Source organism: Natronorubrum texcoconense, assembly GCF_900100335.1.
Taxonomy (GTDB): domain Archaea; phylum Halobacteriota; class Halobacteria; order Halobacteriales; family Natrialbaceae; genus Natronorubrum; species Natronorubrum texcoconense.
Genome location: NZ_FNFE01000001.1, coordinates 312978 through 334157, shown reverse-complemented (window position 1 = coordinate 334157; position 21180 = coordinate 312978). Strand labels below are relative to the sequence as shown.

Annotated in this window: 19 protein-coding genes; 5 read left to right on the top strand and 14 right to left on the bottom strand. The window is 64.0% G+C overall.

The window, feature by feature from the left end; genetic code table 11:
• The first annotated feature begins 133 nt into the window (after positions 1-133).
• Positions 134-1432, top strand: a complete 1299-nt coding sequence (locus tag BLT08_RS01535) for an RNB domain-containing ribonuclease (RefSeq protein ID WP_090303039.1) — start codon at positions 134-136, stop codon at positions 1430-1432.
• A 528-nt stretch (positions 1433-1960) separates the two neighbouring features.
• Here BLT08_RS01535 and BLT08_RS01530 read toward each other — a convergent pair.
• The 3 genes from BLT08_RS01530 to BLT08_RS01520 all read right to left on the bottom strand — a co-directional run bounded on the left by BLT08_RS01530 (position 1961) and on the right by BLT08_RS01520 (position 4219).
• On the bottom strand, positions 1961-2746 hold the full coding sequence (locus tag BLT08_RS01530) for an alpha/beta fold hydrolase (protein ID WP_090303038.1): 786 nt from the start codon (positions 2744-2746) through the stop codon (positions 1961-1963).
• Between the two features lie 67 nt (positions 2747-2813).
• The gene (locus BLT08_RS01525) at positions 2814-3404 is read right to left on the bottom strand and encodes a GNAT family N-acetyltransferase (RefSeq protein WP_090303037.1); all 591 of its coding nucleotides are present in this window, start codon (positions 3402-3404) and stop codon (positions 2814-2816) included.
• Between the two features lie 305 nt (positions 3405-3709).
• Positions 3710-4219: an Hsp20/alpha crystallin family protein gene (locus tag BLT08_RS01520; RefSeq protein WP_090303036.1), complete on the bottom strand. Its 510-nt coding sequence runs from the start codon at positions 4217-4219 to the stop codon at positions 3710-3712.
• A gap of 407 nt (positions 4220-4626) precedes the next feature.
• Between BLT08_RS01520 and BLT08_RS01515 the strand changes: the two genes are divergently transcribed.
• Complete coding sequence (locus BLT08_RS01515; RefSeq protein ID WP_090303035.1) at positions 4627-4833, top strand: hypothetical protein; 207 nt, start codon at positions 4627-4629, stop codon at positions 4831-4833.
• Between the two features lie 149 nt (positions 4834-4982).
• Positions 4983-5336, top strand: a complete 354-nt coding sequence (locus BLT08_RS01510) for a DUF7344 domain-containing protein (RefSeq protein WP_090303034.1) — start codon at positions 4983-4985, stop codon at positions 5334-5336.
• A gap of 139 nt (positions 5337-5475) precedes the next feature.
• Here the strand turns inward: BLT08_RS01510 and kdgK1 are convergent, their stop codons facing one another.
• From kdgK1 to BLT08_RS01480, 6 genes are all read right to left on the bottom strand, one after another.
• Entirely contained in the window at positions 5476-6429 is a 954-nt protein-coding gene (gene kdgK1 / locus BLT08_RS01505) for a bifunctional 2-dehydro-3-deoxygluconokinase/2-dehydro-3-deoxygalactonokinase (protein WP_090303033.1), read from the bottom strand.
• Positions 6430-6558: 129 nt separating this feature from the next.
• A complete protein-coding gene (rtcA, locus tag BLT08_RS01500; RefSeq protein ID WP_090303032.1) occupies positions 6559-7680 on the bottom strand; it encodes an RNA 3'-terminal phosphate cyclase in 1122 nt (373 codons plus the stop codon).
• 192 nt (positions 7681-7872) lie between these two features.
• Entirely contained in the window at positions 7873-8097 is a 225-nt protein-coding gene (locus tag BLT08_RS01495) for a hypothetical protein (RefSeq protein WP_090303031.1), read from the bottom strand.
• A gap of 111 nt (positions 8098-8208) precedes the next feature.
• A complete protein-coding gene (gene mutL, locus BLT08_RS01490; protein ID WP_090303030.1) occupies positions 8209-10449 on the bottom strand; it encodes a DNA mismatch repair endonuclease MutL in 2241 nt (746 codons plus the stop codon).
• A 116-nt stretch (positions 10450-10565) separates the two neighbouring features.
• Entirely contained in the window at positions 10566-11537 is a 972-nt protein-coding gene (locus BLT08_RS01485) for a hypothetical protein (protein ID WP_090303029.1), read from the bottom strand.
• A gap of 27 nt (positions 11538-11564) precedes the next feature.
• Positions 11565-12461 (bottom strand): dihydrodipicolinate synthase family protein, encoded by an 897-nt coding sequence (locus BLT08_RS01480; protein WP_090303028.1) that lies wholly within the window; start codon positions 12459-12461, stop codon positions 11565-11567.
• Positions 12462-12564: 103 nt separating this feature from the next.
• Here BLT08_RS01480 and BLT08_RS22410 point away from each other — a divergent pair, with 103 nt between their 5' ends.
• Positions 12565-13698, top strand: a complete 1134-nt coding sequence (locus BLT08_RS22410; RefSeq protein ID WP_139171252.1) for a hypothetical protein — start codon at positions 12565-12567, stop codon at positions 13696-13698.
• A gap of 245 nt (positions 13699-13943) precedes the next feature.
• Here the strand turns inward: BLT08_RS22410 and BLT08_RS01470 are convergent, their stop codons facing one another.
• From BLT08_RS01470 to mutS, 3 genes are all read right to left on the bottom strand, one after another.
• Complete coding sequence (locus BLT08_RS01470; RefSeq protein ID WP_090303026.1) at positions 13944-14378, bottom strand: hypothetical protein; 435 nt, start codon at positions 14376-14378, stop codon at positions 13944-13946.
• A gap of 73 nt (positions 14379-14451) precedes the next feature.
• A complete protein-coding gene (locus tag BLT08_RS01465; RefSeq protein ID WP_090303025.1) occupies positions 14452-15249 on the bottom strand; it encodes an SDR family NAD(P)-dependent oxidoreductase in 798 nt (265 codons plus the stop codon).
• A gap of 94 nt (positions 15250-15343) precedes the next feature.
• Positions 15344-17992 (bottom strand): DNA mismatch repair protein MutS, encoded by a 2649-nt coding sequence (mutS, locus tag BLT08_RS01460; RefSeq protein ID WP_090303024.1) that lies wholly within the window; start codon positions 17990-17992, stop codon positions 15344-15346.
• 165 nt (positions 17993-18157) lie between these two features.
• Here mutS and BLT08_RS01455 point away from each other — a divergent pair, with 165 nt between their 5' ends.
• Positions 18158-18985 (top strand): universal stress protein, encoded by an 828-nt coding sequence (locus BLT08_RS01455; protein WP_090303023.1) that lies wholly within the window; start codon positions 18158-18160, stop codon positions 18983-18985.
• Here BLT08_RS01455 and BLT08_RS01450 read toward each other — a convergent pair.
• Together BLT08_RS01450 and BLT08_RS01445 are read right to left on the bottom strand one after the other, a co-directional pair.
• Entirely contained in the window at positions 18982-19713 is a 732-nt protein-coding gene (locus tag BLT08_RS01450) for a universal stress protein (protein ID WP_090303022.1), read from the bottom strand. The genes BLT08_RS01455 and BLT08_RS01450 overlap by 4 nt on opposite strands.
• The gene (locus BLT08_RS01445) at positions 19710-21131 is read right to left on the bottom strand and encodes an APC family permease (RefSeq protein WP_090303021.1); all 1422 of its coding nucleotides are present in this window, start codon (positions 21129-21131) and stop codon (positions 19710-19712) included. The genes BLT08_RS01450 and BLT08_RS01445 overlap by 4 nt, the downstream gene beginning before the upstream one ends.
• Positions 21132-21180: the final 49 nt, after the last annotated feature.

Below are 21180 nucleotides of genomic sequence, written 5' to 3'. Positions count from 1 at the left end.
GACAATCGTTCGTCAGGGCGACCGGACGATCGCCTCTTCGGGCGTTTCTCGGCCACGATCGCCGGTCGAGTCGGTCACGTTGGACCGTTCCCATCCCGACACGACTTTCACCCTTTCGTCCGTACCCCACCGTATGAGTGACGACGCACAGGCCGAAGCCGGTACGGCCGAAGGGCAGGGCCCCATCGAGATCAGCGACGACCTGGCACGCCATCTGGAGAACAAACGCGAGGAGCTTTTCGAGAAACTCGAGATCCGCGACGAGTTTCCCTCGGCGGTTCTCGAGGAAGCCGAGGCACGGACCGACGGCGTCACGGCCGAAATCGAGGACGAGGTCGACGAACGTAAAGATCTGCGGGAGCTGACGACGTGGACGACGGACCCCATCGACGCCCAGGACTTCGACGACGCCATCTCGATCGAGGAGCGAGACGACGAGTACGTTCTCTGGGTCCACATCGCCGACGTGACCCACTACGTCAACCCCGAAACGGCGATGTGGGACGAGGCCGTCGAGCGCGGGAACACGGTCTACCTGCCGGGCTACACCATCCACATGCTGCCGCCCGTCCTCGCGGAGACCGTCTGTTCGCTGGTTCCCAACGAGGACCGACTCGCCCACACCGTCGAGATGCACCTCGACAAGGAGACCCTCTCCTACGACAATATCGAGATCTACAAGTCCGTTATCGAGTCCGACGAACGGCTGACCTACTCGCAGGCCGAGAACCGACTCGAGGACCCCGACGCTCCCCTCCACGAGGAGAACAAACTGGTCCACGAGGTCGCCGACCGGATGCACGAGATCCGAAAGGAGGACGGCTCGCTCGTCTTGAACCCCGCCCGCGACCGCGCCCACACCATCATCGAGGAGTGCATGCTGAAGGCCAACAAGGCCGTCACGCACGAACTGATGTGGAATCGCGGCGTCGAGGCGATGTACCGCGTTCACCCGCAGCCGAGCCCGGACGAGTGGTCGAAAGCGCTTCAGGAGATCCAGGACTTAGACGGCGTCTCGATCCCCGGCAGCACCTGGGACGACCCGCGAAAGGCCGTCAACGCGACGCTCGAGGACGCCCCGGGTCGCCAACTCGACAAGATCCAGTGGGCCGTGATGAAGGTCATGCCCCGTGCGAAGTACATGAACGACCCCTTCGGCGGCCACCACGCCCTGAACTTCGAGATCTACGGCCACTTCACCAGTCCGATCCGCCGCCTCTCGGACCTGATCAACCACTGGATCGTCTATCAGAACGACGTGCCGGAGAACCTGATCGAACTCTGCGACCGCGCCAGCGACAAGCAGAAAGACGCCGAGCAGGCCGAACGCGAGTACAAGACCTTCCTCCAGGAGGTCGGCCTCGATCCGACGGCGGTCAACAACCGCGGGATCGAAGTCGTCGACGACGACGAAGCGGAGAAAACGCTCTAACGGCCGACAACAGAAGCATTTCGACGGACGGAACCAGTTCTCGAAGACGGAAGCAGCGAGCGACGGCTTGGCGTCGCGACGCGTCTTTCAGTGGACGAGTGAGCACTCGAAGCGTGCGAACTGCGTGTGCTTGTTGAACAGCAGGATCGACTAGAGGATTCTGAACCCCAAAATCATGCATGAGTCAATCAGAATGTACTTACTTAGTCAGTTTTACTACATCGACAATAGCTGGAGCAGCATTACAACGGTTTGGCATCCTCACTGTACTGTTTGGGGGTTTCTCTGTGTATATTAGTCCGTCCGGAACGGGGACGGCAACGATGATCATGCTGATCGGATTCATTATTGGAATTTTTGGTTTCGGGATCGAGTTACTGTCAGCAATGGATACATAGCCCTCCCAATGAGTTCTAACACTGGCTACTGAATTCTCTGTACATGTCACATCAATCAATGGCTGCTCTGGGTGAGAACCGCATTAGCAACTACTGGTTGGAGACCAGAATCCCGTTCAGAGTCCGTATTCTACAGCCCTTCGCGCTCGAGAAAGTCCACCACTCCCTCGCTGAATCGATCGTCCGGAACCGTCGTTAGATGATCTGCACCGGGAACGACGACGGCTTCGGCGTTGGGAAAGCCGTCGGCGAGTTCCTCGGGGTCGCCGACGAGGTCGTCGTCCTCGCCCGCGACCACCGCCACCGGCTGGTCGATCTCGCCGACCTGTTCCCAGTCGGCGGGCGGCGTCCGTGCCCGGGCACACGCCGCGAGCGCGTCGAGGTCGTTGTCCGTCGTCTCCGCGAAGGTCCGAAATCGCCTCCCGACCGGGTTCGAGATATTGGACGGATCGTCCGCCGTGAGCCCGTCTGCGATCGCGTCCCCGATATCGCTCGCGGACAGCGTCGCCGAGCCGATGCCGGCGAGCACGCCCGCGTTGAACCGGTCGGGATAGGTGTGGAGTAACTCGAGCGATAGCCTCCCGCCCATCGAGTAGCCGAGCAGGTCGGCCGTCTCGATCTCGAGGTGGTCGAGCAGGGCGACGACGTCCTTCGCCATGGTATCCGTTTCGTAGGCTGCGGGATCGTGGGGCGTCCCACTCTCACCGTGACCCCGACAATCTAGCGCGATGACGCGGCGGTCGGCCTCGAGCAGCGTCTCGTACCAGCCGCTGTCGAGCCAGTTATTGGTACGACTCGAGGCGAAGCCGTGGACGAGAACGATCGGCGGTGACTCGATAGCCGACTCACCCTCGGGAATGCGGTCGTCGTACGCGATTCGGACGCCATCGACGTCGACGGAGTGGCCGCTCGACATACTCTGTACTCCACTCGCCCCCTCCTAATGGTTCGGAATCCGACACCGTTCGGCGAGGACGGGTAGCTTAGGTACGGACACTGTCGGTCCTCGAGTCGTCGTCTCGAGTCTCCCCCAACCGTTTCTCGTAGACGTACTCCTCTAACCCCGCCGCCAGGTCGGTCTCGCGCGTCCCGATGCGTTCGAACCCCGACGACTCGTAGAAGGAGACGCCGATATCGTTGTCCACGAGCACGGAGAGGCGAATTCGGTCGAACGACGACTCGAGGTCGGCCTCGAGTCGCTCGAGGAGTCGGGTTCCCGCACCGGAGCCCCAGCGCTCGGGACGGACGTAGAGCCGGGCCAGATAGCCGACGTCGGCGTCCTCCGGCCACGGGACGACGTGGGCAAAGCCTAAGCAATCGCGCTCGAAGTCGGAGTCGGTCTCCGACTCGCAGTCGGCTGGCGTCGGTTCGACGACGATGAAGGCGGCGTCGTCGCGGTCGGTCGCGTCGGTAATCGACGACTCGAGGTCGCCGATGGCGTACCAGTCGTCGACGACGTCGTCGACCGTCTCCGAGCCGATAATCTCGTCGTAGGCGGCGTGCCAGCTCTCGCGGGCCGTCTCGTGGACGGCCCAGACGTCGTCGACGGTCGCCTGCCGAACGACTCGAGTCACGTGTACTGCTACCACGTCGAAGGGGAAAAGTACGCGGCCAGCCGGTGATTGGTTGTACGGGTTCTGATACGTATCTCGAGTCATTCTCGAAACCGTGACGCTGAAGGGACGAGACCGTATCAAAGGCGAAGATGGTTCTCGGTAATGTAGGTCTGTTCGTTGAAACATTCGTGGAGTATCGAACGCAAATCGTGGTCGTCGGTAGCTGACTACTCGCACTCAAAAACGGAATACGGGCCACAAAGCATGACAGAGGCCCGGAACGAGACGTTTCGGTCGAGTGAGTATCGGGATCCCCTCGCGAATCACTCGATCTCGATGTGGTGTCCGTCGTCTTCGTGGTCGCCTTCGACGGGGAGAGCCACCTCGAGGACACCGTTGTGGTAGCTCGCGGTGATCTCGTCGGCGACGATCGTCTTGGGAATGGGAACCCGCCGGCCGACACGGCGAGAGCGAACGGATCGATAGGCGTCGGAGCCCGCTTCGACGTCGGTGTGGGCCTGAATCGACAGCACACCGTCGTCGAAGGTCAGGTCGATGTCGTCCTTCTCGAAGCCCGGGAGGTCCATCACGTAGACGTAGCCGTCGTCCGTTTCCTCGAGCGTCACCGCGGCGTCGGTCTCGAAGGTCGATTCGACGCCCCACTCGCCGCCGACTACGGGTCGGTCGGCGGACTCGAGCTCAGGGCGCTCGGACATATCGAATCCGGAACCGAATCCGTAGCTCTGGAACTCGTTCATCCAGGCCGAACGGAGCTGGTCGAAGCTGCGGTCCATCTCGCGAAACAGGCGGTTCATATCGTCGAAGGATCTCATGAATGATCGACACAGTATAGGTCACCGTTAATAATAAGGATTGCTGGACGGTGGATAGCACGCGTCTATCGTACGCATTCGGAACGGTAGCCGTCGTTCCTGATCCGGAGTCCGGTCCCCGGTGGCGATGCGATCCGCGACTCCGGATCGGGCACCGGGGACACCGTTAGGGTTGGATAGCGGCGTCGCCGAGGAGCGATCAGAAGCGCTCGAGGGGACGACGACCGGACCCGGTACTCTACGGATCCGGTCGGAAACTGAGACGGTCACGTACGGCCGTCTGAGGAGCGCCCCCGACTCGCTCGGCCACCGGTCAGTCAGCGTCGAGAGAGGGACGAGGGACAGCGTTATCTCCGCCCCCAACCTCGCTCATCTGAGAGTGCGAACACGAGTCGTCTCTCCGCACCATGAATCGTACTCCCCCCTCCGACGCAACCGACTTCGAACACGAGCTTACGGACCTCATCGCGACGGCGTTCGGTCGCGGCGCCGAGGTCGAGGGCGTCTGGGACGTCTCGCTGCCCGTCTCCGACGCGCCGCAGTGGTCGGTGACTATCGAACAGTACGAAACCGACGAGGAACCATCGTACCACCCGAAATTCCTCGAAGAATGACCGATAGCAGAATCAGAATGTTTGATTTCTAGCCACATTTATGTACAATAAAGGTTATGTGGATGGCACCCACACACGAGTTCGTACTCTGCTGAAGTCGTTCGACGAGACCGGTCGGTAACAGAACGTAGGTAAAGTACGGAGGTCCCATGAAGCCACGAACTCAGAACCCTCGAAAAGCAGAGATCGACCGTTCGGACGTCTCCTCGACGCAACTGTTCGCCGCGCTCGCGGAGGAGCGCCGGCAGTACGCGCTCGGCTATCTGTCCCAGAAAACGGCAGCGATTCAACTCGGCGATCTGGCCGAATACATCGCACTCAAGGAGGGAGAACCGTCGTACGACCGGTATCAACGCATCGTCGTAGATCTACACCACAGACACCTTCCACACCTCCGTGATGCGGGTCTCGTTCGCTACGACGACGACGCCGAACTGCTGGAGTTAGCCGTCGACCGCGACGTCGTCGCGCCGTACCTGCGACTCGCCGACCACACGGAGTAGCGGAGTAACCGAATAGCCGAGAGAGCCGCCGTCCGCCGAGGCGACGCGTTCCAACTGTTTCCAGCCCAATCGTCTTACGAACCCGCGATTTCGACCGAGCAACTCGAGCGAAGCCGACCCAATAGCCTCGAGTCGGCCGCTATCGCGACAGCGCCGTTCCGCCGTCCTTGACGACGGCGTCGACCTCGTCCTTGGAGAGCAGCGCCACGTCGCCGGGGATCGTGCGCTTGATCGCCGCCGTCGCCGCGGCGTACTCGAGGGCCGTGGGAACGTCCTCGCCGTGGAGGCGGCGAGCGATGAACGCACCGGTGAAGGCGTCGCCGGTGCCGATGGGGGAGACGGTATCGGTCTCGTAGGCCTCCTGATCGTGGACGACGCTGTCGTGCCAGCCGATCGCCCCTTCCGAGCCGCGGGTGACGATGACGGTCGTGAAGTCGTACTGCGAGCCGAGTTTGTGCGCGAGTTGGCGCGGATCGCCCTCGAAGCCGAGGACGGTCCGGGCGTCGCGAGCGGCGATCACGAGAACGTCGATGCCCGGGAACAATCGCGTCAGCGTCTCGCGAGCCTCGTCGGGCGACCAGAGCTTGTTCCGGTAGTTGAAGTCGAAGGCGGTCGTCGTCCCCCCCTGTCGGGCCGCCTTGAGCATGTTCGCCGTCGTCTCGCGCAGCGTCGAGGAGAGCGCGGGCGTGATCCCCGTCGTAAAGAAGACGCGGGCGTCCTGAATCCGCTCGATATCGAACTCTCGAGCCTCCGCCGTCGAGATGGCGGTGTTCTCGCGGTCGTAGATCACGTTCGTCCCGCGGGGCTCACCGGCCTGCTCGAGGTAGTACGTTCCCTGTCGGCCGCGGTGGCTCCAGACGACGTCCGTCTCGATCCCGTGTCGCCGGATCTCCCCCACGACGCGCCGTCCCAGCGGCGTCTCCGGGACCTTCGACAGCCAGGTCGCCGTCGCGCCCAGTCGGTCCGCCGCGATGGCGACGTTGCTCTCCGCGCCGCCCGCGTGGACTTCGAACTCGGTCGCGCTCTCGAGTCGCTCGCCGTCGGGCGGCGACAGTCGAAGCATCGTCTCACCGAACGTAACGATATCGCTCACGGCTCGGCCCCCCAGACCGGACCACGTCTGTGTTCGTCGACCATGCGCGGACCAACGAACGGCGCTGTCATAAGTTGTGGCGTTCTGTTGGACGCCTGTTACGCCGACGGCGAGAGTCGTCGCCGAACATTATAAATCGACCGTCGATTCGACCGAAACGAGCGCCGGTTCGGCAGAACCTGCACGTTCGTCGTCGGTGCGCGCGATGTCGACCGTCGCGCCGAACGCGGTGAGTAATTCACAGCTCGAGGCGACGTGGTCGGTCACCGCGGGTACCCGAACGCGGCCGCCCTCGAGTGCAAGGGAGACGAGCAACTGGTCGGCCAGGTGGCGGTCGACGGGAGCCCTCAGAGGACCTGACTCCGCGAGGAACCGGTTCAGGCGATCTGCAGCGTCCTCCCCGACTCGCTCGGCCGGCTTGCCTCGTTTGCCGAGGGCGGAAAAGCCGGCGACGCCGCTCCCGTGATCGAGTCGGAGCACGATCGCCGTGCCGGGAGACGGACTCGAGACCGTCGTCTCCCGGCGTTCGAGGACTTCGAGTCCGAACTCGTCGAGCGACAGCCGCTCGAGGGCGCCTTCGGCCTGCCGAAACGCCACGTCGCGATCCGCGAGCGACGCCGACTCGGTCGAGTAGAGCCGAACGCCCTCGAGCGCCCCGCGTTCGGTGAGATCGATCGGCTCGAGGCTCGAGGGGGCGAGCTGTAGCGTCACCCGCCCGCCGCCGTCGGGATAAAATCCGCGACGGTCGACCTCGTAGGCCGCGGTGAGTCCGAGTTGCCGCAGGAGCGGGAGCTTGACGTACCGGGAGTAATCTAGCGGCGGCGAGAACGACACGTCGGTGCCGCCCGTGACCGTCACCGTGAGCTGGGAGTCGAGCACCGTCGCGAGCGGCAGCAAACTGTCGAACAGCAACGTTGCGCTCCCAGCGGTGCCGATATCGACGTCGTACTCGCCACCTGGGAGCCGCCCCGGTCCCCGACCGTGCCAGTCGGTGGCTCCGTCGGTCGACTCGAGCCCGGGGTCGAACGCGACCGTCTCCGCGCCGAGCTCCGCCCCTGAGACGTCGGCGTCGCAGATCGCAGCCAGCGTATCGAGGACGGCCAGGTGCTGGTGGCGGAGTCCGGGCGTCGGTCGGTCGCCGCGAACGTTATCGATGCGAACGGGCTCGTTCTTCAGCACCGAGAGCGTGAGCGCGGTTCGGACGAACTGTCCGCCCGCGTCCGATCCGTCGAGTTCGCGTACAGTGGGCATAGGCCGGGGTTCGGTCTCGAGTCTCCTACCGGTGACGATGGCGGCCCACCGCCTCCCGTCGAGTCGAAATTTTCGGCGAGCACAGTTTTGGACTGAACGACGGCGTCCCGACGAGTTCACCCTGCGCAGAGCCGCTCGCTCGAGTGGAGCCGTCGGAACGCGAGAGAAACAGTCGACAGAACAGCGGCCACGTCAGTCGTTTCGGACGGTCTCGTCGTCCATCCTGGAAAACAGGTACCAGAAACTGAGCAGGATCAGGAAGAAGAGGGCACCGATCCCCACTCGCAATCCGATCTCTTCTATGCCCGTGGCTTCGGCGTGGACCAGCGCGGCGGCCCAGCCGCCGCCGACGACCGCGAAACCGGTCGCGACCACGAGCATGATCAGTAACCGATCGACGGGAACGTTGACGTTCACATCGTTGCTCCGCTCGAGACGGGCGTAAGCACACGGCTTGGATAGGCCAGATGCGTGGCTCGACCGCTCGAGAGCGGCAGTATCGCGTTCTCTCGACCTCGCAAGATCGGTTCAGCCCTGATGGCCCGGATAATCGCGCTCGAACCGATCCTCGATCTCCCGTGCGTCGAACTGCACGATCACCGGCCGCCCGTGCGGGCAGGCGTAGGGGTTCTCGCAATCGTCAAGCGCCGCAAGCAGGTCGACCACCGAGCCCTCCGTCAGCGAGGTGTTCCCCGTGATCGACGGATAGCAGGCCAGATCGCCGAGGAACTCGTCGGCCAGCGCGTCGACCGTCTCCGCGCCCGACTCGCGGTCGCCCTCGAGGAACGACGCCAGCACGTCCCGGATGCGCTCGGGCTCGAGCGTCTCCTCCAACACCGCCGGGACGGTCGTCACCGCCACCGTCCGGTCGTCGGTTCGATCGGCGTAGAACCCCAGCCGCGAGAGGGCCTCGCGGTAGCTCTCGAAGGCCTCGGCCTCGACGGCAGTCAGCTCGAGTTCGACGGGCGACGCGAGCGCCTGCGCGGCTGGATCGTCCGCGAACGCCCGCTGCAGGCGTTCGTAGTTCACCCGCTCGTCGGCGGCGTGCTGGTCGATCAGGGCGAGCCCGTCTCCCGTCTCGCAGACGAGGTAGGTGTCGTCGAGCTGGCCGAGGACGCGCAGTGCGGGCAGCGAGTCGAACTCAGTCTCGTCGCCGGTCGCGGGCTCGCCCGTGAGCGTGCGCTGTTCGGTCGCGGCGGCGAACTTTCGTTCCGGATCGGACTCCGGACTCGAGGTACGGGTTGTCGTAGACGTCTCGGTGGACTCGGCATCGGTCGAATCGACCGCCGCCTCGGATCCGCTCTCCGTCGCACCCGTCCCGCTCTCCACCGGGTCGGGTTCCGACGGTGCGCTGCTCACGTCGGACGTCGACGAACGGGGCGCCGGTTCGGCGCTCGAGTCGCCAGCGGCAGCCGATGCACTCGACGGAGACGTCGAACCTGCGCCTGCAGAATCCCCTGCGGGGGACGACGCGGAGGATCCAGGGCCAGCGCCCGTCGGTTCGGCAGACGCGGCGTCCGTCGCGCCGCCGCCGGCCGCACCGTCGGCTGCTGGAGCAGTGGCCGATACGCCCTCACCGGCCACGTCGTCCGCGGACGACCCGGACTCGCCACCGGTCCCCGAAGTGTCTCCGGTCTCGCTCGCCGTCCGCTGGGTCGTCTCCGCCGAGCCGGGATCGACTCGAGCCTCCGCGGGGGCGGATCGACCTCGCGGGGCGTGTGACCGGAGCAGTCCGTGCTCGAGCAGCGTCGACTCCACGGCGGCGTCGACCTGCCGGCGGACCGCATCGTCGTCGTCGAATCGGACCTCCCGCTTTCGGGGATGGACGTTCACGTCGACGGCGTCGCCGGGCACCTCGAGGAACAGCGTGACGAACGGGTAGCGGTCGCCGCCGAGCTGGGTGCCGTAGGCGCCCATGATCCCCTCGCGGATGGCGTCGGCGGTGACCGCCCGGCCGTTGACGTAGGTGGCGAGATACTCCCGACTCGAGCGGTTGGTTTCGGGGTGGGAGACGAGGCCCGAGACGGACTCGAGGGGGCCGGGCGGGAGGTCGTCGGCGTCGAGGGAGATCATCGCGCTCGCGACCTCGCGGCCGTAGACGGCCATCACGGCGGCCTGCAGGTCGCCCTGGCCCGTCGTCGCGAACACCTCGCGGCCGTCGTGAGTCAGCGAAACGGCGACGTCCGGGTTGGCGAGGGCGTATCGCGTCACGATACGGTTGACGTGGGCGAACTCCGTCGCCGTCGTCTTGAGGAACTTCCGGCGTGCAGGGGTGTTGTAGAAGAGGTCGTCGACCTCGACGATGGTTCCCGCCGGGCAACCGGTCGGTTCGACGGACGTCACCTCGCCGCCCTCGTAGACGAGTTTCGTTCCGGCGCCGCCGTTGCCGTCCCCGTCCTGAGGCCGCGACTGGATCGTCACTCGCGAGACGGAGCCGATCGTGTGCAGCGCCTCGCCCCGGAAGCCGAGGGTGGCGACGCCCGACTCGAGGTCCTCGAGACCGTCGATCTTACTCGTCGTGTGCTCGCGGACGGCCGCGCGGACGTCAGCCTCGCGCATTCCGTGACCGTCGTCGGCGACCCGGATCAGTTCGGTGCCGCCCTCCTCGACGGTGACATCGACGGTGTCTGCGTCGGCGTCTAAGCTGTTCTCGAGGAGTTCCTTCACCGCGCTGGCGGGGCGTTCGACGACCTCGCCGGCGGCGATGCGGGCGACGGTATTCTCGTCTAACTGGCGGATCTCGGTGTCCTGTGGTGGAGTTTCAGTCATGGCTCGTGGGGCGAGTGAACGGCGGCGTCGTGGGGCGGCCGGAATCACCGGGTCGTGACCGACCGTGTTCGACGCCGCGCGTTCGGTTCATGGCGTTCGCTCTCGCTCGAGCGTGGTTAAACTGTGGGTTGGCGAGGAGCGCGGTCCCGCGCCTCGAGCGCCCGCAGAACGCCCTCGAGGTCGTCGATATTCGAGCGGTCACAGCGGATATCGGGTCGAAAACGGCGCTCGAGCACCAGTTTCTCCTCGGTAAGCCCCACGCCGGTGATTCGGTCCCAGCGGACGAACCGCCGGTAGGACGGGATCAGCTTCGGTTCGAAGACCAGACCCGCCTCGTAGGCGCGGAGTTTGCCCCGCTCGTACTCCATGCCCGGGAGCGGGGAGAGCGTGATCGTCTCGCCGCCGGGTTTCGGGATCGAAACGGTCGGGTCCCAGCCGAACGCGATGGAAAGCAACGCGAGGAAGAGCATTCGGATCGGAGGCTGTCCTCGGTTGACGGTGACAAACGCCGCGACCGCCAGCAGTCCCAGTCCGAGTCCGAGCATACCGACGTGGGTCCCCGAGTGGTGCCACGTCCAGCCTGCGGTCGCCGCTCGCTTGCGGTCGATGGCCGCGCCGATGTACGCATCGCGGGCGACCAGCGCGAGGAGTCGCCCCGACAGTCCGATCCCGAGCAACGCGGCGGCAGCGAACGGGAGGTACCAGTTCCCCGGGACGCGACCGACCGCGGAGAGGACGACGACGATGCCCGCGACGGCCACCGCCGGAAGACAGAGGGCGACGGTGCGCCAGCGCCAGACACCGACTCGAAGCGCGAGTTTTGGGTTCGCTCGAGCGACGATCGCTCCGCAGAGGACGCCGCCCGTAAACGCGGTCGGAACGAGTCCGAGGATCACGTCGCTCGAGCCACCGGCTGCGACCCCGAACACGCCGACGATCACAGCCGCGACGGCCGCGGTGTAGAGGGCGAGCGCGGCGGGCCAGTCGACGCCGGTTTCGGACTCGAGAGTGTCGACGGAGGCGGGATCGGGAGCGGGGTCGGAATCGCGGGTCATCCCGCCGTCCGCATCACCTTCGAGGGCGGTCATCACCCCGTCGTTCGATCCGGAGACCTATTAGTCTCCTGACTCGAGCAGTCCGTCGACGGCCTCGCCGATCGCCTCTCGGCCCTCGTCGGGTACTTCGACCAGCGGCGGCCGAACCGCGTCCGAGGGAATTACGTCGTGGTACTCGAGTGCGGTCTTCGTCGCCGGTCCGAAGCCGTAGCTCGCACACGCGTCGAACAGCGGGACGATGGCGTCCTGCAGTTCCTCGCCGCGCGAATCGTCGAACGTTGCGTGCAACTCGGTGTACTGCTCGGGAGCGACGTTCGAGAGCGCGTTCACGCCACCGTCGGCCCCCATCCGCAACGCGGGCACGAGCAGGGCGTCGTACCCCTGCAGCATGAGGAACTCGTCGGGCGTGTTCCGGCGGACCGAGAGGAAGTACTCGAGGTCGCCGCTCGAGTCCTTCAGCCCGATTACGTTCTCGTGGGTCGCGACGGCCGCGAGCGTCTCAGGCTCCATCCGTTGGCCGGTGCAGACCGGAATGTTGTAGAGGAGAATCGGCAGGGGGGAGCGGTCGGCGACCTGCTCTACGAACTGCTGGTTCCCTTCAGGCGCGTTCGCCGTGTGGAAGTACGGCGGCGTGATGACCGCGGCGTCGGCGCCGAGTTCGGCTGCCGTTTCTGCGTGGGCGACTGCGTCGTGAACGCTCGTTGCTGCTGCACCCGCGAGCACCGGCACCTCGCCGTCGACGCGTTCGACCGCGAGTTCGACGACGCGGGAGTGTTCCTCGCGTGAGAGACTGGCGAACTCGCCCGTCGTTCCGCAGGGGAAGACGCCGTCGATGCCGGCCTCGAGAAGGTGGTCGATCAAGTCGGTGAATGCGGCGTCGTCGATCCGGCTCGAGTCGTCCTCGAAGGGGGTGATGAGTGGACAGGTGATACCAGAGAGTGCCTCGGTGAGGTCCATATACAGAGGTCCTCGCGAGAACGAAAAAACCCGACTATAAAAATATAGTACATCAAATAAGTTAAGAAAAATATAAATAGATTTATTTTTAATATTATATTGTGTGGCAGACAATACAGAAGATAAGGGAATAAGAGATCGGATTAGCCGAAGAAGTGTGATGAAAAAATCAGCACTAGTTGGTAGTACGGCCCCATTTACGTTAAGTGGAAGTGTCAAGGCTTCAGCTCCAGATTGTTGTACTGATAGTCCGCATACTGATGAAAAGGACGGAATGGAATGGGAGCGCCCAGCCGAGGACGAAGCATATCGCTGTCAGTCGGCGGGGTACAGTCACCGGGTGAATCTCGCTGGTAACTTAGCCTTCTGGGGAACTGAGCACTTAGAAGATGAAGACAGGTACATTCACCGATTTGAGTCGTTCGGGCACTCAGAAAGTTATTCCGATCCACTTGATTGTGAGTTTGCAGACTGGGATTACAACGACACGACAGGAATTCTGAAACAAAAGGCGATATTCATCAACGAACTTCCTGTGACGACGAGTATGCCTACCTCGACCGGGAGTGAAGTGAAAGCTAACCCACCCATCGGAGATTCAACTTCGGAGTCCGCTGGACTGGATATCGCGTTAGCGGTAGCGTCGGGGGCTATTGGTAAAGCTAATTGGGTAACAGGCACTGCCTTCGGTATCGTCGGCGCACTTGCGACTAATGATGTTGGCAATGACGAAGAAGATGGGGAAATTGACTATACTTGGGATTATTCAAGCGGTGAGTACTGTCCATGTGCGACGAACGCTGTTTATCAACAAATTTGGAGTGAGCAGGATGGCCACGATAGCTTCTCCATGTCTCATCATCAGGAAGCATGGGGTGATGCTGGTGTTCAAGACATCTATATCGCACACTCATGGGAGGCCCAAGGGAACATGATAGTCCCTGGGAGTAATGGCACTACTTCTAATATCGAAATGGAAGACGATGAAAGGGATGAAGTAGAACATGACATGAAAAAGCGTAGTGAAGTAACCTCCGGTGAAATAATTCGTGATTCAGAGGGGAACGACGTTGAAGTTACTGGTGTTGAGAAAAACAGTTCATTCATACCAGAGAAACCATCGAAAACGATTCCTGCCTCAGAGTCCGTCTCTAGTAAAAAGACCGGTACTGTAGATCTTCTACGCCCATCGGTTCAGGTGAAGAAAACGACTATCACAGGAATTGTGAAAGACTGAACACAATCTCTTCTTCTCTATCCGGTTACAGCACCTAGCGATTTCCCAAGCAGACACGACTTTTCCAACTATGGTCATATATTACATCAATATCTTCTCTCAAGACAACATATCATCGCTTCTAATACTAGTATCTCTGAAACACCGGAGGTCTATACTTAGGATCGACGCAATAGATTTCGTCCCGGGCTCATTCATTTCCTCCGGCACCGTCAGGTGGATGTTCACAGCTTTCCGACAGGAACTTATTCACAGACAGCGGAAGAACTGATCCGATCATTGGCACTGATATCGATAGCAAATTGCATCAATTCTTCCTCCTGGCAGCGTTCGATCGTGCTCTCGGGCACCTGTTCTGCAAGATCAAACCACCTCGTCCCGATGTCTTCGACGTTCACACCGATCTGGTACGTCTCGACCGGTTCGCTGAGTTCGGCCGCTGGAATTTGCTCCGAATAAACGGTTTGTCCATTCTTTCCGTCAATGCTGAACGATCGCCAGAGATCGATCTCACCGTCGCGAACGACGATCAGTTCGCCGGCACGGTCCGCTTCCGTTCCGTTCCTAATAAATATCTGACCGAGCGGTGCCGTTGGGTCCGACGCGAACTGCTCTCGAATCGACCCGAGACATCCTGCAATAGCCGTTATAGCGGTGGTACTCGCGATTCCGAGTACCATTCGTCTAGAGGGCATACTGGTTGATTCTCACCCTTGTAAGATAAAATCATCTATTATAGAAAAGGTAAAAGGGCTACTCGAGACCCAGATCCTGGGACATCGAGTTGCCGGCCCGCGGCACGCCCTTCACCGTCACCGTCTCGCCGTTCATGAACGAGGCGGCGGGACTCGAGAGGAACTGCGCGACGTCGGCGATCTCCTCGGGATGGCCGATGCGTCGGTCGGTCTTCTCGCGGGGCGGCATCGCCTCGCTGTCGATACCGAGCGTCTCGGCGACGCCGGGGGTCTGGATCAGACCGGGGGCGATACAGTTGACGCGGATGCCGTCGTCGGCCCATTCCGTCGCCAGCGTCTCGGTGAGACGGATGATCGCCGCTTTCGACGCGCCGTAGTGGCTCTCGCCGGGCGCCGAGTGCTGGCCGTTCACGCTCGAGAGGTTGATGATGACCCCACCCGACCCCTCGCGCATGACCTCGCCGGCGAGTTGCGTGCAGTGGACGGTACTGTTGAGGTTGAGGTCGATGATGGTCTGCCACCCGTTGGCCGAGATGTCCTCGAAGTTCGCGACGAACTCGCCGCCGGCGTTGTTGACTAGCACGTCGATATCGCCGAACTCGTCGACGGTTTCGTCGACCAGATTCTGGACCTGCTCGCGCTCGCGGACGTTACACTCGACGGCGAGCGCGTCGCCCGCGTCTTCAGCCTCGTTGATCCCCTCGGCGACGGGACCGACGCGGTCCATCGACCGCGAACAGATCGCCACGTCCGCGCCGCTCGCTGCGAGCGTCTCCGCGATTGCCTGGCCGATTCCCTGACTCGCTCCCGTGACGATCGCGGTCTTCCCCGCGACGTCGAAATCCGGTTCGTGCATCGTGTTAACTCGTAACCCATCGAGACATAGTTGTACCGATATGTAGCCCCGCAGTCGGGTGATCTCGTATCGCAATAGCCACCGCGAGCAGCGACTAGTCGTCCTCGAGTCGCTCCTGTAACTCCTGGACTTTCGACACCAGTTCGATCGGCGGCGTCGTGTTGACGTCGAGGGTCTCGAGGTCCTCGAGGACGCGCTCGGTTTCGGGGTCGAGGGACTCGCCCCCGTCTTCCGGTTTCCCACCGTCTGCGTTGGCCGGACCCCGAAACTCGCCGTCGCCGAGGTCGAACACCGTCTGGACGGGGTCGCTCGAGGACCCGCCTTTCGCTTCGATCGCCTTCTCCTCGCGGAGTCGGTCTAACACGTCCCGCGACCGGTCGACGACGGGGTCCGGAACGCCCGCGAGGTCGGCGACGTGAATCCCGTAAGAGCGGTTGGTTGGCCCGTCGCGCACCGTCCGGAGGAAGGTGACGTCGCCGTCGCGTTCGTCGGCCGCGACGTGGACGTTGGCGACCCGAGGAAGGTTCTCGGCCAGTCCGGTCAGTTCGTGATAGTGGGTGGCGAAGAGAGTCTTCGCTCTGACCTCGTTGTGGAGGTACTCCGTCGCGGCCCAGGCGATCGAGATGCCGTCGTAGGTCGCGGTTCCCCGCCCTACTTCGTCCAAAATCACGAGCGACTCCTCGGTCGCGGTGTGGAGGATGTTCGAGAGTTCGCTCATCTCGACCATGAAGGTCGACCGACCCTGTGCGAGTTCGTCGAGCGCGCCGACGCGGGTAAAGATCCCGTCCACGAGTCCGATCTCCGCGCTCTTGGCGGGGACGAAACTCCCGACCTGTGCGAGCAGGACGATGCAGGCGACCTGTCGCATGTAGGTCGACTTCCCGGACATGTTGGGACCGGTGACGACCAGAAAGCCTCGTTTCTCGTCCATTCGCACGTCGTTGGGGACGAACTCCGTCGTCTGCTCGACGACCGGATGACGGCCCTGCTCGATCGCGAGGCGATCCTCGCGGTGTAAGTTGGGCTGTACCCACCGATTCTCGGCCGCGTGGGTTGCCAGACTCGAGAGCGCGTCGACGGTCGCCAGCGTTCGACCGACGTCCTGCAGCAACTCCGCGTGGCCGGCCACGTCCTCGCGCAGTTCCTCGAAGAGTTCGTACTCGAGGTCGCCGCGCCGTTCCTCTAAGCGCAGGATTTCCCGCTCTTTTTCCTCCAACTCGTCGGTCGTGAACCGTTTCGAGTTCTTGAGCGTCTTGATCTCCTCGTAGTGGTCGGGGACGCCGTCGGCCGCCGACTTCCCGACCTGGATGTAGTAGCCGTCGGTCTTGTTCCGATCGACGGTGACGTGGCTCAGCCCGTGCTGGCGCTTCTCGCGATCGGCGAGGCCGTCGAGCCATCCCTCGACCTCCTCGTGGCGGTCGATCACCTCGTCCAGTTCGTCGTCGTACCCCCGCTGGAGGAGCCCGCCCTGGGTCACCGTCGACGGCGGATCGTCGGCGATGGTCTCCGCGAGCGTTCCCCGAAGTGCGTCGGCGGCCTCGCGATCCGGACGATTCACGATTTCGGTGAGCGGCGACTCGGCGAGGTCGGGCGCGGAATCGATGGTGTCGGCCAGCGACGGAAGGACGGCCAGCGTTTCGCCCGCTGCAAGCAGGTCTCGGGCGTCCGCGCTGCCGTGGCTCGCCTTCGAAGCCAGTCGCGCCAGGTCGTAGGCGTCGCCCAGCGAGTCCTGTAACTCGTCGCGCGCCAACGCGGCCGACGACAGCGCTGCCACGCTCTCCTGACGGCGCTCGAGCGTCTCGAGCGATCGGCGCGGCCGCTGGAGCCACTCCTTTAGCAGCCGACCGCCGGCGCTGGTCTCGGTGTGGTCGATCGTGTCGAACAGCGACCCGTCCCGATCGCCTTGCATCGTTTCGGTTAGCTCGAGGTTGCGCTGGGTAGTCGCGTCCAGCGTGACGTGGTCGTCGCCGTGGTGGGCCTGGATGCGGGTCATCGAGGCGAGCACGCCGGTTCCGGTCTCCTCGACGTAGGCGAGGATCGCGCCGGCCGCCGCGAGGGTCGACTCGCCGACGGACAGGCGGTCGACGGTCTCTTGGCCGAACTGCTCGCGAACGGTGTGAGCCGCCCGCTTGGGCGCGAACGACTCCGTGTCGTGGAGCGTCAGCGCCGCGTCGACGCGCTCGCGGACCATGCTCAGCACCTCGTCGTCCGACCGCACGTCGGGCCCGGGCAACACCTCGACGGGATCGAACCGGTACAGTTCCGTCAGCGCGTCGTCGGCGTCCTCGGCGTCGGCCACGAGAAACCGGCCCGTCGTCACGTCGGCGAACGCGAGTCCGTAGCCGGCATCCGTACCGCCCACACTCGAGCCGTCGACGATGGCTGCGAGATACTGCGCGTCCGCGTCGCTCGTCTCGAGCAACGTCCCCGGCGTCACGACGCGGACGACCTCGCGGGCGTGGCCCGACTCGGTCTCGTACTGATCGGCGACGGCGACCCGGTAGCCGCGCTCGACGAGGGCCTTGAGATACGGCGTGAGGTCTTTCAGTGGGACGCCGGCCATGGGGTAGGACGAGCCGTGAGAGGATTTCTGCGAGACTTTCAGATCGAGTTCGTCGCTGACGAGTTCGGCGTCGTCGCCAAAGAACTCGTAGAAGTCGCCACACTGCATCGCCAGCACGTCGGCGTCGGTGTCCTCCTTGAGCGAGAAGAACTCCCCGACGATACCCGTCGCCTCGGTCATGGTGGGTGACTGTTCGGCCACCGCTAAAATCCTGCGGGTTCCCGGTGTCCGGGTCGCGGAGACGCGAGAGCGGCGAGCTAACGACAGTCACGGTATCGAGACATACACGATCCGCTGGCGGGGCTATATGTGGCCCACCGTGGTAGCACGCCCCACCTGCCAGTCATGTCATCACCCCGCGATCATCGCGTACTGGTTCCGATCGACGTCCTCGAAGGGGAGAGCGTGCCGTCGACGGTCGTCGACGCGCTCGCGTCGGTCCCGGTCGTCCTGCTCGGCTACCGCGAGGTACCCGACCAGACCGCACCCGAACAGGCCCGCGACCAGTACGGCGACCGCGTCCGGACGGAGCTCGAGACGCTCCGATCGGTGTTCGAGACGGCCGGCTGTGACGTGACCTCTCGAGTCGCCTTTACCCACGACCGGCTGAAAACGTTCGAGCGGGTCACCGTAGACGAATCCTGCGACGCCGTTCTGTTGGTCAACCCGGCGCCCGTCCTCGAGTCGGTCCTCGTCGCGATCAGGAGCGACGTCAACGTCGATCACATCGCCCGTCTGGTCAGCACCGTCCTCGAGGGAACCGACCTCGAGGTGACGCTGTTGCACGTCGCGAGCGACGAGTCGCGTCGCGATGCGGGAACGGAACTGCTCGAGACGGCGGCGACCGCGCTCGTCGACGAGGGCGTGGATTCGAGTCGCGTCGATCGCCGGCTGGTCGTCGACGGCTCGCCGACGGACGCCATCCTCGAGGCCGCGGACGACCACGACCTGCTGGTCGTCGGCGAGAGTCGGCCGTCGATCCATCGGTACGTGTTCCGAGACCGTGCGGAACGGCTGGCAAAGCGGACGGTCGATCCGGTGCTCGTGATTCGCGGTGAGTACCTCGAGCCAGCGGCGAAGGGTGGCGACGGAGAAACGACGGCGGCTGAAGTGACGGTGACGGACGTGGTCGAGACGGTCGAAAAGAGCGACGAGAACGACGGGGCCTCCTAGAGGCCCTCGCCTTCAGTCCCACCAGCGGTCGCCGTTTCGTCGACATCGATGTTCCGAACGACGAGCACCGGCGCGACGGACTCGACGGCGATTCGCTCGGCCTCCTCGCCGAAGAGCAACGACCGAAGCGAGGGGGCTCGCTTGCCGACCACAATGGCGTCGTGGTCGACTCCGGTCTCGAGCAGTGCCTCGAACGGCGGTCTGTCGACCGCGAGTTCAGTTCTGACATCGATCTCGCGGGCGGAGAGCGTTTCGGCGGCCGCCTCGAGCAGTTCCCGCCCGGACGCCTCGTCGTCGGTCGCCAGAAAGAGCGTCACGCCGATTTCTCGCGGTCCGACCAGGTCGCCGACGAACGAGCAGATCCGATCGACGGCCACGTCGCCCGTCAGCGTGACGAGGACTCGTTCGATCTGCCCGCTCGCGCCTGGTATGGTGTAGGCGTCCGCCCGCGTTTCGGTCGCGATGCGGTCGATCGTCTGCTCGCGATCGTGGGTGAACACGAGCCGGTGGTCCGCCTCGCCACCGCTGGCCTTGAACCGCTCGACGAGGTCCTCGAGGGCCTTGGTCGCCCGCACCTCGTATTGTATTCGGGCCTGATCAGGCGGCGTCTGTTCGGGGAGTTCGTGGTAGCCGAGTACGGTGACGTCGACCGGCTCGAGCAGCGTCTCCAGTCCGGGCGAGACCGATTGGCCCTTGAGAACCGCCAGCGGAACGAGAACGCGGGTCATAGTTCACCTCGTAGGTTCACGTCCCGAGCGTAATAGACGTACCACCCGGCGGTCGTGAGCATGATGCCGACGCCGACGAGCTGCGAGGTGGGCTGCATGAACCCGATCATAGCGAAACTGGCGATGGCACCGAGCGCCGGCACGACGGGGTAGCCGGGCACCCGGAAGTCGGGATCGTACCACTCCGGTTCGTTGCGGCGCAACGCGATCAGCGCGACGCAGATCAGTCCGTACATGATGAGGTGGAGGAACGAGGCGACTTCGGCCAACAGTTCGACGCGCCCGGTCGCGGTCAGGACGAGGATGGGGCCGCCGGCCAGCCCGAGCGCGACGTGGGGCGTGCCGTACCGGAGGTTGATCCGACTCGCTCGTTTCGGGAGCAAGGCGTCCCTCGAGACGGCGTAGATCGCTCGCGACGTGCTGAGAATCGAGGCGTTGGCGCTGGACATCGTCGCGAGCAGGCCGCCGAAGACGATGGCGAACGCGCCGGCGGCACCGAGATAGTGGCGGCCGACCTCGACCATCGCGGTCTCGCCGAATCCCGCGAGCGTCTCGCTGCCGAACGCGCTCGTCGCGACGAAGATCGTTACCACGTAGAGGATACCGACGGCGAGGACGGAACCGACCATCGCCAGCGGCAGGTTCCGGCCGGGATCTTTCATCTCGCCGGCGACGGTCGCCACCTGTGCGAAGCCGAGATACGAGGTGAAGACGAGCGCCGCGGTCGTCAGAATCGGCAGCGTCCCGAACGGGGCAAACTGCTCGGGCGCTGCCGACTCGCCGACCAGTCCGACCGCATCGAGACCGCCGTAGCCGAGGAACGCGACGAGAATCGACAACAACAGGGCGACGATCCCGTTCTGGAGCTTTGCGGCGTTTTCGGTCCCCGTGACGTTCAGGACGGTAAAGCCCGCACCGAACAGCAAGGCGATGGGGATGACCAGTCCGTCGCCGACCGCGATGCCGAGTTCGGCGAGCGTATCGACGGCGTAGTAGCCGAAGCCGACGAGGTAAAAGGCCGTCGCGAACACGAGTCCGAACCACAGCGAGAGCCCGACGACGGCACCGGCGAGCGTGCCGAGCGCTCGAGAGATGAAGTAGTAGCCGCCGCCGCTTTTCGGCATCGCCGTCGCCAGTTCGGAGGTCGGCAGGGCGACCAGCAGGGCGACGACGGCCCCGATGGCGAACGACCCCGCCGCGGCCGGGCCCGCCTGCCCGGCCGCCAGCCCCGGAAAGACGAAGATGCCCGCGCCGATCATCGTCCCGATTCCGATCGCGAGGCCGCCAGAGAGGCCGAGCGTTCGCTCGAGTTCGGCGTCGTCGGTGATCGTCGCGTCGTCCGTCTCGACCGTCGGTTCGGCATCCGGGGACTCGCCTTCGACGTTAGTCCCCTCGGCCGGCGGCGGTTCGCCACCCATAGGGGGTCGTGACGGTGGCCGAACAGATAGTGTTACTGTCGGATGGCGC